Origin of the sequence: Brachybacterium sp. HMSC06H03 (assembly GCF_001807385.1) — a bacterium.
In the GTDB taxonomy this organism is placed as follows: domain Bacteria; phylum Actinomycetota; class Actinomycetes; order Actinomycetales; family Dermabacteraceae; genus Brachybacterium; species Brachybacterium conglomeratum.
The window spans coordinates 1-11599 of sequence record NZ_KV788682.1 but is presented as its reverse complement, the minus strand read 5'-3'; the positions used below and the strand labels follow the sequence as shown (position 1 = coordinate 11599).

The window sequence follows — 11599 nt, the reverse complement described above, 5'->3', positions numbered from 1 at the left end:
CCGCGGCCCGCCGCCGGCACGGCGCCCGCGCCGGGCGATCGCGCCCATGTCGCCGTCTCCGCGACGACGCTGTGGGTCGACCCGCGCACCAACCGGCCCGGGATCGACGACCCGGCGGTGTCGGCCCCCGTCGACCTCGACGCCTGGAACGCGAACATGGAGGACACCGAGACCCGGCGCTGGCTGACGGGCGAGCTGGAGAGCCAGGCCGTGCTGGGCAGCGAGGTGATCGTCGACGAGATCGACGGCGACTGGGCCCACGTGGTCGTCACCGCGCAGTCCACCCCGCGCGATCCGCGCGGCTATCCCGGCTGGGTGCCGCTGTCCCATCTCGTGGTCGACGAGGGCTTCGCCCGTCGCGCCGAGACCTCCCAGACCGCGACCGTCACCGCGCTGACCAGCACCCTCACGGGCACGCCGTCCGGGAACCATCCCGGGATCGACGTCTCCTTCGACACGATCCTGCCGGTGCTCGGCCGCACCGCGAAGGCCGTGAAGGTCGCGGTGCCCGGTGCCGGTCCGGCTTATCTGCCGGCCGGCGACGTGGCAGTGCGAGCGCAGGGCGAGCAGCCGCCGACCCCGACGGTCGAGGACGTGATCGCCACCGGCGAGCGCTTCCTGGGTCTGCGCTATCTGTGGGCGGGCGTGAGCGCCTGGGGCTTCGACTGCTCCGGGTACACGTACACGCTCTTCCATCACCACGGCATCCGGATCGCCCGCGATGCCGGCGACCAGATGAACCACTCCGGTCTCGCGGAGGTGGCGCGGGAGGACCTGCGCCGCGGCGACCTGGTGTTCTTCGCGACGGAGCCGGGCGGCGACTCGATCCGCCACGTCGCCCTGTACCTCGGGGACGATCTGATCATGCAGGCCCCGAACGCGGCGCGCAGCGTGGAGATCATGTCGCTGACCGAGTACGACCCGACCGGGGAGTACGCCGGGGCGCGTCGCGTGATCGACGCCTGAGCCGCCGCCGAGCCTCTTAGATGCCGACCGCCCGGGCGGACGTCCCGACCGGGCGGTCGGCGTGCGGCCTACCCTCATGGCCATGACCGCCCCGCGCCTCCAGCTCGTCCACCCCGTCGACGCCCCGCCCGCGATCGTCTGGGAGGTGCTGACCGACATCGCCGGCACCCCGCAGGTGCTCACCGGCGTGGAGCGGGTCGAGCTGCTCACCGACGGCCCCTATGCCGAGGGCACCCGCTGGCGGGAGACGCGGACGATGCTGGGCAGGAGCGCGACGATGGAGCTCGAGGTCGCCGAGACCGAGCCTCTGCACCGCACGGTGATCCGCTCCGCGGTGGGCAAGATCGGCTATCGCACCGTCTTCACGTTGCGGGAGCTCGTGGACGGGGACACCGAGCTGCGCCTCGAGAACGTCGCCGATTTGCCGCCGCGCGGCGGCCTCCGGGGTCTGGGCGACGAGGTCTCGGGCCGCATCGGCCTCGCCGCCTCGAAGCCGACGATGGCGCAGGACCTCACCGACATCGCCGCCGCAGCCGCCCGCCGCGCCCGCTGACGACGAGGGGCCGCCGGACGCCCTGCGCGCCCGACGGCCCCTCGTCGCCGGGACCGGCAGCGACCGGTCCGTCGATCCAGTCGGCTCAGTCGACGATGTTGTCGTAGCGGAACGGGTGGTACTCGGGCATGCCGTCGTAGGGGTAATCGGCCACGCGCGCCGTGGTGCCGCCGGCACCGTAGGACTGCTCGAGCAGGTGGTAGCCGCCGCCGTCGGCCCAGCCGTTGAACAGCACGACGTGCCCGACGCCGCTGGAGGAGTCGGCGTTGCGCTGGAGGATGAAGTCGCCCGGGAGCAGCTCCTCCTTCGTGATGGCGTGGGTGATGCCGTAGCCGCCGTCCGGGTGGAGGGTCTCGGTGGTGAAGCCGGTCGGGTTGTCGGTGTCGCGGATGGCGAGCGCCATCGACACGAAGCCGGAGCAATCCTGACGCCAGAGCGTGTTCGGATCGTCCTCGGGGCCCACGTCGAAGGCCTCCATCGAGTAGGGCCGCGGGGCATCCACCCACGTATGAGCGCGCTCGATGACCTCCTCGCGGGAGATCTTCTGGTTGAAGCCGTCCACGGGCACGGCCGAGGCGCGGGGAGCGAGGACAGTCGGGACGGCCAGTCCGGTGAGGGCCGCGGCTCCGGCGACGCCGAGGCCGCGGAAGAAGCTGCGTCGGTCGTGCGGGGAGAGTGCTGCCTGATCGGTCACGGTGAGAACCTCCGTGTCGACTGCGGGGGCCGCCGGGCTACCCGGGCTCCGGTCTCCCGGGCGACGCACCCCCGCGATCGTGCGCACCCATCCTGATCACGGAATGATCACGACCGTCAACCCGCGATGTCCGGAATGCCCTGATCAGCCTAGGTTTTCGTCGGCTCCAGACGGCTGCGCCGCCTCCGGGAGCAGCTCCCGGACGAGGGCGGCGATCCGTGCGTCGGCCTCCTCCTCGGCGAGCCCCGCGGTCATCACCGCGAGCACGCGCAGGCCGCCGACGGCAGGATCCTCGACGTAGGCGACGTCGTGCCGGTACCCGTCGACCCACCCGGACTTCGACCCCCATCGGACGCCGTCGCGCAGCACGCTCCCGATGATCGGGATCGTCTGCGCGTGCATCGCCGCGAGGGCGAGCTCGTGGGAGTCGCCTGAGAGACGGGGGCCTGCGACGAGGTGGTGCATGGTGCGGGCGAGATCCGCGGCGGAGGTCTCGTTGGTGAGGCCCCGCTCGAGGGCCGCGGCGTCCCCGATCAGCCTCTCGACCCGGGTGGCGGTGAGCCCCAGCTCACCGACGACCGCCGCGACCGCGTCCAGGCCGACGAGCTCGAGCAGCTGGTCGGTCGCCTCGTTGCTGGAGCGGTCGATCATCCGCGTGGCGAGATCGCGGAGCGCGATCGGGGCGCCGGGCTCGGGGTGGGTGGGATCGAGGTGATCGCCGGACAGGGTGAACTCCTCCCCGTCGGCGCCGGTGAAGGTACGGGTCGCGGGCAGCTCCGTGTCGAGGTCGAGCTCGCCCTGCTCGGCGGCGCGCAGCACCGCCAGCAGCACGTGCAGCTTGATGGTGCTCGCGGCGTAGAACGACTCCTCGGCGCGCTCGGAGGAGAGCACGGCGCCGTCGGCGTCGAGCAGGCAGTGCGCGAGGCGCACCTCGGTCGGGGCGGCGGCGGTGGGCAGCGACATGCCCCGACCCTACGATGCCGCCCGGTCAGCCCCGCCCGCGCAGCGTCTCGGTCCGGGTCTCCCCGTCGGCGGTGGTGATCTGCGCACGCACCTCGGGGTGGGTATCGGAGTCGTCCTCGATCGGCCACCAGGCGGCGAAGCGTCCGTCGGCGAGGCTCGCCACGACGGGCCCGGCGTCGGTCTCGAGCACCACCCGTGCCACGTCCTCCCCGACATCGCCGGCGACAGTCGTGGATCCCTCGGCCTGCCACCCGTTCTGCCGCATGGCCTCCTCGAACGTCGTGTCGACGAAGGTCGTCGAGACCTCGTGCGGCGCGAGCTGGGCGATCGGAGCGTCCTCCACCGAGGTCATCCCGCCGATCGGCTCCTGCCCGTCCCTCAGCGTCGCGGTGCACAGCAGCTCGCGGCCCTGATCGTCGGCGGCGAGGACCAGGGTGGTGTCCCCGCGCCGCTCCTGCAGGACCGGTCGGAGCTCGGAGGACTCGATCTGCCACCACTGCTCGCACTGCTGGACCCCGGGAGCATCGGCGGGAACGGCATCCCCCACCGGTGTCCATGTCGCGGAAGCCGTCGTGGGCCGCAGGATGTCGATGCCGACCACGCCCGTCGTCACCATCAGCGTCGCAGCGGCGACGGCGACGAGCCCGGCGCGCCATCGCGCACGTCGAGGACGGCCGACGAGCGGGCGGGCGCCGACGGCAGGACGGTCGCCGACAGACGGGTGATCGGAGCGGTCGCCGCTGTCGCGCGGGGTGGCGAGGATCCGGTGGAGATCTGCATCGGCCCGTGCGGGGCGTCCGTCGCCTGTCGGCGGAGCCGGATCGAGCGTCCGCAGGGTGTTCTCGAGCGTCGTGGTCCTCATGAGGTCGCCTCCCAGGCGGTGTCAGCAGGGTGTGCGGTGCGGTCGGCGGCGGTACGGGGGCTCGGCGGTGGGCCGTCCTCCACCAGGCGCCGCAGCCGTCGTCGGGCGCGGGAGAGCCGCAGCCGATAGGCGACCGGAGTGATGCCGAGGACCCGCGCGGCCTGCGCCGAGGTGAGTCCGTCGAGCACGGTGAGGGCGATGGCCTCCTGCTCCGTCTGGGTGAGGTGCGTCCAGGAGCGGCCGACATCGAGCCGCAGCGTCGCCGCGTCGTCGCTCACCTGCCCGGCTCGGGCGTCATGGTCCGCGAGCCGCACACCGAGCGCGTCCCGGCGACGATCGCTGCGCCGTGAGTTGGCGAGAGTTCCCCGCGCGATGCCGAACAGCCAGGCCCGGGCGTCGCCGGGATCCTCGGGCAGGTCCTCGAGCCTGCGCCAGGCGACCAGGAAGGCCTCGGCGACGACGTCCTCCGCGCCCTCGTCCCCGTGTCGGCGGCGGACGAAGCGGAGGACGTCGCCGTACGTGCCGTCGAACAGCGCGGTGAATCGCTGCTCGGGATCGGGACTCTGCGGTGTGCTCACGTCCCTCTCCTGTCCGGCACCGGCGACGCTGTGTCAGAGCCCGACCCTAAGGCTGCGCCGCCCGCAACTTCTGTGGCGCCACGACTCATGCCCGGACGCGCATGACTCCCCACGGCAGCAGAACCCTCCGCGGCCGGGCGTCGAGAGCGACGGCCGGCCGACGGACGGCGTCACCCCGGCGGCGGAGCCGACCTCGTCGGAGCTCGCCCCGCACGACGACGCGCCGCGCCTCCCTGGTGGGAGACGCGGCGCGTCGTGGTGTGCGGCGGGGCCGCGGCAGTACGGGTCGAGCTCAGGCGCCCTGGTGACCGGCGAAGGTGTCGGGGTCCGGGCCCTGGCGGCCGGTGGCGCCCTTGTCGAGGGCGGCGATGTTCGCGATCTCGTCATCGGTGAGCGTGAGCTCGAGGGAGGCGAGGTTCGCGGCGATCCGCTCGGGGGTGACGGACTTCGAGACCACCACGTTGCCGAGCGCGAGGTTCCAGGCGAGCAGCACCTGGGCGGGGCCGACGCCGTGCGCCTCGGCGACGGCGGTGACCACCGGGTCCTCGAGCTCGCCGCCACCCTGGCCCAGCGGCGACCAGGCCTCGGTGACGATGCCCTTCTCGGCGTGGAAGGCGCGCAGCTCGGCATTGCCGAGGTACGGGTGGACCTCGATCTGGTTCAGGACGGGCAGCACGCCGGTCTCGGCCTCGATCGTCTCGATGTCCTCGCGACGGAAGTTCGAGACGCCGATGGAGCGGATCCGGCCCTGCTCCTTGAGCTCCACGAGCGTCTTCCAGGTCTCCACGGCCAGGCCCTTGGAGGGGGCGGGCCAGTGGATGAGGTAGAGGTCGAGCTCGTCGAGACCCAGGTCCTCCATGGTCGCGTCGAAGGAGCGCAGGGTCGCGTCGCGGCCCTGGTCCTGGTTGGGTACCTTCGAGGTCACGAAGACCTCGTCGCGCGGGAGGCCGGCGGACTTCAGGGCCTGGCCCACGCCGGCCTCGTTGTTGTAGCCGCGGGCGGTGTCGACGTGGCGGTAGCCGGCCTCGAGGGCCTTGACGACGACGTCGGCGGCGACCTCGTTCTCGACCTGCCACACGCCGTAGCCGAGCTGCGGGATGGAGCGGCCGTCGTGGAAGGAGATGCGGGGCGAGGTGGTCATGGGGCTCCTAGCTCTCGGGTCGCGGCGGACTCGACCGCCGCTGGACACTCCCCCAGGCTATCGCCCGCTCAGCCGCGGCACACCCCGAGGCTGAACGGCCGGGAGCCGGGGTCCTGCTCGAGCCAGCGGGCGAGCTCGGGCGGGTGGACGACGTGCTCGCCGAGCCGGTCCAGCGCCAGCCAGGCGGTGCCGGCCTGGCCGGGGTCCGGCTCGGTGCCCTCCCCGGGCTCCTCCCCCTCGGCCAGGCCGCACCAGTAGGCGACGTTGACCTGGTGGAACGGCGGGATCGGGGAGCCGTCGACCATGCGCCGGTCCATCATGATCTCGAACAGGCAGGCGGGCTGGTGCACCTCGACCTCGGCGCCGATCTCCTCGCGGCACTCGCGGACCATCGCCGCGGCCTGGTCCTCGCCGTGCTCCTGCCCGCCTCCGGGCAGGGCGAACACCTCCCGACCGTCCGGTTCCAGGTAGCGGTTCATCAGGACCTGCCCCTCGCGGACGATCAGCGCCTTCACTCCCAGCCTGGGGCTCCTCATGCGATCTCCTCCTCGTCCTCTGCCCGTCCCAGCAGCGCCTCGGCCCGGGCCCTCAGCGTCTCGGCGTCCTCGGTCTCGAGCAGCGCGGCGACAGCCTGCTCGTCCTGCAGCAGGGCCATCAGGCGCTGCAGGGCGGCGAGGTGCTCGCGCGCGTCGGTCAGCAGCGGCATGGCCAGCAGCTGCACCGGGACCTCCCCGCCGCCGGCCCCCATCTCCCCGAAGGCGACGGGGCGGGCGAGGGTCGCGAGCGCCAGGCCCGGGACGAGCACGTGCTCGGGGTCGGCGTGCGGGATCGCGGTGGGGATCGGGGTGGGCAGGCCCGTCGGGTAGCGCCGCTCGCGCGCCTGCAGCGCCTCGGGGAAGGCCTCGGTGACGGCGCCGTCGTCCAGCAGGTGCCCGGCGAGGGTGCGCAGCGCGTCGGTCGCGTCGGCCGCCTCGAGACGGGCCAGGACGAGGCTCAGCGCGAGCGGTGCGCGGGGCGTGCGCGGATCTGTGCTCATGGTTCCTCCCGGACGACGACCCCCTGATTCTGGCACCCGTCGGCGCTCGCCTGCGTACGCTGGGCTCGTTCCGTCCGGCGCGTCCCGCGCCGCCGCCCGCCAGGAGAGCCCATGCCCGCCCCTCGAGACACCGCCCTCGTGGTGCGCGCGGCGCGCCTCTATCACGAGCAGGGCCGCTCGCAGACGGAGGTGGCGAAGGAGCTGGGACTGTCCCGCTCGAACGTCTCGCGGATCCTTTCCCAGGCCCGGGAGCGCGGGATCGTCGAGATCACGATCCACGACCCCGACGGCCCGCCGCGCCGCGACGAGGCGCTCGAGGCGGCGCTGAGGGCGACGTTCTCGCTGCGGGAGGTGCATGTGGTCTCCGCGCCGCGGGCCTCGGCGATGGAGTCGGTCGCGCGGCAGGGCGCGGCGCTGATCGCGGAGCGCGCGGGACGGGTGCGCAGCCTCGGCGTCTCCTGGGGGCAGACGGTCCAGAGCGTCGTCGCCGCCCTGGACTCCCTCCGCCCCCGGCCGACGCCGACGGTGCTGCCGCTGGTGGGCGGGCACAGCGCCCTGGACCAGTTCGACTCCGGCGAGTCCGTGCTGCGGGTGCTCGCCTCGCGGCTCGGGGCGACGCCGCGGACGCTCTACGCCCCGGCGGTGCTGGAGTCCGCGACGGCGGTGGCGACGCTGCGGGCGGAGTCCTCGATCCGCACCGTGCTGGAGGCGGCCGCGCAGGTCGAGCTCGCGGTGGTGGGCATCGGCTCGCTCGGCGTGCACTCCTCCCCGCACGTGCTGGACCTGATGGCGCTGGGCGAGGAGGAGCGCGCGGCCTTCGAGGCGCAGCGCCCGGTGGGCGACGTGTGCGGTCGCTTCGTGGACGCCGAGGGGATCCCGCTCGGGGCGCCGACGGATCAGCGGGTGCTCGCGGTGACCTTCTCGGAGCTGCTGCGGATCCCGGAGGTCCTCGGCGTCGCGGCCGGGGAGGAGAAGGCGCCCGGGGTGGTGGGGGTGCTGCGCAGCGGCGCGATCGGCACCCTGGTGGTGGATGTCGACCTCGCCCGCGAGGTGCTCGCGCTCAGGTCTCGCGCCTGATCAGATCCCGCCCTTGAGCACGCGCTCGAAACGGGCGGTGAGCTCGGCGTCGACGGGCAGCTCGTGCTCGTCGAGGTGGGTGATCGGAGCGGCGAGGCGGGTGGAGGACAGCAGCCAGGCGCCGTCGGAGCCCTTCACGTCCTCGATGGTCATGAGCTCCTCGCCGGTGGCCAGGCCCTGCTGCTCGCGCAGCCATTCGAAGAGGGTCGCCACGGCGGTGCCGGCGAGCACGCCGGCGCTCGCGGGGGTGGTGAGGAAGGTGTCGCCGCGGCGCACGAGCAGGGTGGAGGTGGGGCCCTCGAGGGCGTAGCCGTCGCTGGAGACGAAGAGGACGTCGGCGGCGCCGCGTCGCTTCGCCTCGCGCACCGCGGCCATGTTCACGGCGTAGCTGAGGGTCTTCGCGCCCTGCAGCAGCCAGGGGCTGGTGGAGGGGGCGGTGGTGGCCAGGCCCCGGTCCAGCACCGCGACGCGCATCCCGGCGCGGTAGGGAGTCCAGTCGTCGGAGACGCGGGCGTGGATCCAGCAGGTGGGGGTGCCGGTGCCCTCCACGCCGCGGGTGTACATCACGCGCACGCTGAGCTCGGCGACGCTCTCGTGGGCGGCGATCGCGGCGTCGACCGCCTCGGCGAGCAGCGCCTGGTCGGGGGCGGGCAGGTCGATCATCTCAGCGCTGCGGGCGAGGCGGGCGAGGTGGGGGCCGACGTTGACGGGGCTGCCGTCGAAGGCGCCGATGGTCTCGAAGACGCCGTCGCCGCGGGTGGCGACGAGGTCGGTGACCGAGAGCTGCGGGACCGTGGGGTCGGCGAGGCGGTAGCCGGGTCCGCCGTCGGCCGGTGCCCCGGTCGCGCCGGGGACGAGCACGAGCACCGGGGCGGGGGTACGGGGGCTGGTCGCGGTCATGTCACTGCTCCTTCACGGGGCCCGCCGGGGTGCGGAGCCGTCTCACCAGGGTAGACCTGCCGGGCCGACGGCTCAGCCCCAGCCGATCCCCTCGCCGATCGCCGAGGCGCCGCGCGGGCTCGGGGCGTCGCCGCCGGTGGCGCCGCCGAGCATCTCCCCGATCATGGCCACCAGGCGCTCGAACAGGGTGCCGTGCTCCTCGGCGCCGGGCGCCTCGAGCCGCCCCGCGGGCAGCGAGCCGGCGCTCTGCGCCGGGCCGTCCACGAGCCCCTGCAGGCCCATCGCGCCGCCCTGCGCAGGGGCCTCGCTCCCGGTCCCCGCAGCACCCGCCTCGGCGCCGCCGGATCCACCGGTCCCCTCGGCACCGCCCCCGCCGGACCCGCCGCCCGACGACGACCCGCCGTCGGAACCTCCGCCGGAACCACCACCGGACCCGCCTCCGGTCCCGCCGGATGCGGACTCCCCCGCACCGCTCGAGGGCCCGTCGGAGCCACCGGCGCTCTCGGAGCCCGTGCCCGAACCGGACTCGGCACCAGCACCCGCTCCGGCACCCCCACCTTCGAGCCCCGCGCCCAGGCGCCCCTCCTCCCCGATCAGGTTCCCGAGTCCGCCGCCGGCGCCGAGCCCGGCCAGCAGCTCCTCGAGCAGCATGCCGAGGGCGAGACCGCGCAGGACGAGGTCGGCGAGCAGCCCTCCGAGCAGGCTCCCGAGGAAGGCGCCGAGCAGCGCGGCCCGCCCCTCGGGGGTGGCGAGCGCCTCGCGCAGCATGTCGGCGAAGCGGCCCGCGGGCCCGCCCTCGCCGCCGAGCAGGTCTCGCAGCATCCCCTGCGCCATCCTCGACATGTCGGCGAGGAACTCTCCGGGGCTCGACCAGGGGCCGCCGAAGCTGTCGGGGCTCGAGGCGGCCTCCTGCTCCTCGGCGTGCTGGGCGAGGCGTCGTGCCTGCTGGCGCAGCTCGACACCGCGGTCCTGGAGACCGGGGCGCACGCTCCCGGACCAGTCGGCGCGGAACCGCTCGGCGTCCTCCCCCGCCCACTCGACGGTGTCGATCACCGCGGAGAGCCGCCCCTCGAGCTCGTCGAGCAGCTCCGCGCGCCGGGCGCAGACCGCGCCCATCGTCCGCAGGGCCTCGGCGTCCGCCCCCCAGAATCCGTTCATGCCTCCCCGTTCCCCTCGAGCCCCCGTGTCGCCGTCCCCGCCTCGTGCCTCGCCGGGCACGCCCCGAACCTATGCGTCCCGGGGCTCGCTCCGCCATGGGGAGGACTCCCCATCCCGGCCGCGACCGGCGGGGTCGCCGCCCGGGCTCACTCGCCGTCGGCGAGCTCCCGCACCCAGTCCGGGACCCGGTCGGCGCCCACCCGTCCGATGAGCGTGCGGGCGTAGTCCGCGTCGATGCCGCCGAGCCCGTCGAAGTCGCCCGGGTCGTGGTCGTAGACGAGGTCGGCGCCGAGCGCGATCCGGTCGGGGTCCTCGGGCGGTCGGGTGGCGTCCAGGCGCAGGGACACGAAGGCCTGGCGCTGCTCGGCGGTGCAGTGCTGGAGCGCGTCCAGCAGCAGGGTGACCTGCGAGTCGACGGCGAAGACGCTGTCGCCGCCGCGGGAGGTCCCGTCGCGGTCGGTGATGACGAGGCGCCCGACCCACTCCTCGCCGTGCGGGAGGAAGGCCGCGCCCACGTGCCGCCACTGCTCGGTGAGGTCGAGCGCGGAGAGCAGCACGGTCGCGAGGTCCCGGGTCAGGGCGCCCTGGCGCTCCATCGGCGAGGGCGCCGACGGGCGCTGAGCGGCCGGGTCCTGCGAAGTGGGCGGCTGGCTCATGGTGCTCCTCTCGGCGGCGACGTCCCCGCTCAGCGGGGGAAGGTCGCGCCCTCAGGGTAGTTGGGCAGGTGGTCCTCGACGATCTGCTCGCCGTCCTCGAGGATTCGCACGTCGTAGCCGGAGGGCACGTACTCCCACGGCGCGCTGTCGTGCTCGGGGCCGACGCCGGCGGGCTGCTCCTCACCCCACCGGATGCGGGTCTCGTAGGAGTAGGAGCGGTCCTCGTCGGAGATCCCGTCGGCCATGAGGCTCTCGTAGGTGTAGATGGTGTCCTGGCCGCTGCGGGCCTGGTTGACCTCGTCCCACTGGCGGGTGTAGTTGATCTCCTCGCGGATCCCGCCGAGCTGCCTGGCCAGGACGTGCCCGGCGTTGAACTCGACCGGCTCGGAGGTGCCGTCCCCGCTCATGTCCCAGCGCTCGGCGATCGTGGACTGGATCGACTGGGAGCGGGCCATCTCGCGGTCCACGACGACGTCGGGCACGTAGAGGTGCTCGGTGCGGCCCAGCTCGTCGGTGCGGTAGTAGGCCTGCTCGTTGACGTGGTACGTCGCGTCCGGAAGGGTCTCGCGGAGGTTCGGGTTCATCGTCTCGCCGCCGCCTGCGGCCTCGACGTACTCGATCCGTCCCTCGTCGTCGGTGTAGTAGGTGCCGTGCTCGCCGACGTCGTAGCGGGTGTCGGGCTCGAGCGTGATCGGCGCGCCGTCCTCGTCGAGGCCGAAGGGCTCGTCCGCGCCGTCGGGGGCGTGGGCGTGGTCCGCGTCGACCTCGATGCGGTGCGCGGTCTCGGGCGGGGCGAGCTCCATGCCCGTCTCCGGGAAGGCGAGCGTGCTCTCCCCGACGGCCGCGGAGGCGTCGGCGGCGCTGAGCGGCGCATGGGCCGTCATCAGCCGGATCCCCTCGACGTCCCTCGGCGGCGGGGAGGCGCGAGGACCGTCGGTCGATCCGCCGGGGCCGCCGGCCCCGTACCCCGACGCCCCGTCCTGCCCCTCGGCCTGCCCGGCGAGCTCCGCCGCCT

The 11599-nt window shown here is 74.1% G+C and carries 14 protein-coding genes; 3 read left to right on the top strand and 11 right to left on the bottom strand.

Annotation, left to right across the window (positions count from 1 at the left end; translation table 11 throughout):
- Together HMPREF3159_RS03025 and HMPREF3159_RS03020 are read left to right on the top strand one after the other, a co-directional pair.
- A partial coding sequence (locus HMPREF3159_RS03025; RefSeq protein ID WP_070499612.1) for a C40 family peptidase occupies positions 1-966 on the top strand: 966 nt, incomplete at its 5' end.
- An 82-nt stretch (positions 967-1048) separates the two neighbouring features.
- Positions 1049-1519 (top strand): SRPBCC family protein, encoded by a 471-nt coding sequence (locus HMPREF3159_RS03020; protein WP_070499613.1) that lies wholly within the window; start codon positions 1049-1051, stop codon positions 1517-1519.
- A gap of 85 nt (positions 1520-1604) precedes the next feature.
- Here the strand turns inward: HMPREF3159_RS03020 and HMPREF3159_RS03015 are convergent, their stop codons facing one another.
- From HMPREF3159_RS03015 to HMPREF3159_RS02985, 7 genes are all read right to left on the bottom strand, one after another.
- A complete protein-coding gene (locus HMPREF3159_RS03015) occupies positions 1605-2213 on the bottom strand; it encodes a hypothetical protein (RefSeq protein ID WP_070499611.1) in 609 nt (202 codons plus the stop codon).
- A 144-nt stretch (positions 2214-2357) separates the two neighbouring features.
- Positions 2358-3176: a serine hydrolase gene (locus HMPREF3159_RS03010; protein ID WP_070499610.1), complete on the bottom strand. Its 819-nt coding sequence runs from the start codon at positions 3174-3176 to the stop codon at positions 2358-2360.
- A 25-nt stretch (positions 3177-3201) separates the two neighbouring features.
- Positions 3202-4038 carry a hypothetical protein gene (locus tag HMPREF3159_RS03005; protein WP_070499609.1) on the bottom strand — a complete coding sequence of 279 codons (837 nt, stop codon included), beginning with the start codon at positions 4036-4038 and terminating at the stop codon, positions 3202-3204.
- Positions 4035-4616, bottom strand: coding sequence for an RNA polymerase sigma factor (locus tag HMPREF3159_RS03000; RefSeq protein WP_070499608.1), 582 nt, complete (start codon positions 4614-4616; stop codon positions 4035-4037). The genes HMPREF3159_RS03005 and HMPREF3159_RS03000 overlap by 4 nt, the downstream gene beginning before the upstream one ends.
- Positions 4617-4908: 292 nt before the next feature.
- Positions 4909-5757 carry an aldo/keto reductase gene (locus tag HMPREF3159_RS02995; RefSeq protein ID WP_070499607.1) on the bottom strand — a complete coding sequence of 283 codons (849 nt, stop codon included), beginning with the start codon at positions 5755-5757 and terminating at the stop codon, positions 4909-4911.
- Positions 5758-5825: 68 nt separating this feature from the next.
- Entirely contained in the window at positions 5826-6293 is a 468-nt protein-coding gene (locus HMPREF3159_RS02990) for an NUDIX domain-containing protein (protein ID WP_070499606.1), read from the bottom strand.
- Complete coding sequence (locus HMPREF3159_RS02985; RefSeq protein ID WP_070499605.1) at positions 6290-6793, bottom strand: PTS sugar transporter subunit IIA; 504 nt, start codon at positions 6791-6793, stop codon at positions 6290-6292. Before HMPREF3159_RS02985 ends, HMPREF3159_RS02990 begins: the two co-directional genes overlap by 4 nt.
- 111 nt (positions 6794-6904) lie before the next feature.
- Between HMPREF3159_RS02985 and HMPREF3159_RS02980 the strand changes: the two genes are divergently transcribed.
- Complete coding sequence (locus tag HMPREF3159_RS02980) at positions 6905-7870, top strand: sugar-binding transcriptional regulator (RefSeq protein WP_053917328.1); 966 nt, start codon at positions 6905-6907, stop codon at positions 7868-7870.
- Here the strand turns inward: HMPREF3159_RS02980 and HMPREF3159_RS02975 are convergent, their stop codons facing one another.
- From HMPREF3159_RS02975 to HMPREF3159_RS02960, 4 genes are all read right to left on the bottom strand, one after another.
- Positions 7871-8770 (bottom strand): aminodeoxychorismate lyase, encoded by a 900-nt coding sequence (locus HMPREF3159_RS02975; protein WP_070499604.1) that lies wholly within the window; start codon positions 8768-8770, stop codon positions 7871-7873. It abuts the gene before it with no gap.
- A 72-nt stretch (positions 8771-8842) separates the two neighbouring features.
- Positions 8843-9928 (bottom strand): hypothetical protein, encoded by a 1086-nt coding sequence (locus HMPREF3159_RS02970; RefSeq protein WP_070499603.1) that lies wholly within the window; start codon positions 9926-9928, stop codon positions 8843-8845.
- A gap of 146 nt (positions 9929-10074) precedes the next feature.
- On the bottom strand, positions 10075-10584 hold the full coding sequence (locus tag HMPREF3159_RS02965; RefSeq protein WP_070499602.1) for a hypothetical protein: 510 nt from the start codon (positions 10582-10584) through the stop codon (positions 10075-10077).
- Between the two features lie 29 nt (positions 10585-10613).
- Positions 10614-11599: DNA/RNA non-specific endonuclease (locus tag HMPREF3159_RS02960; protein ID WP_070499601.1), on the bottom strand; the 986-nt coding region annotated here is incomplete at its 5' end.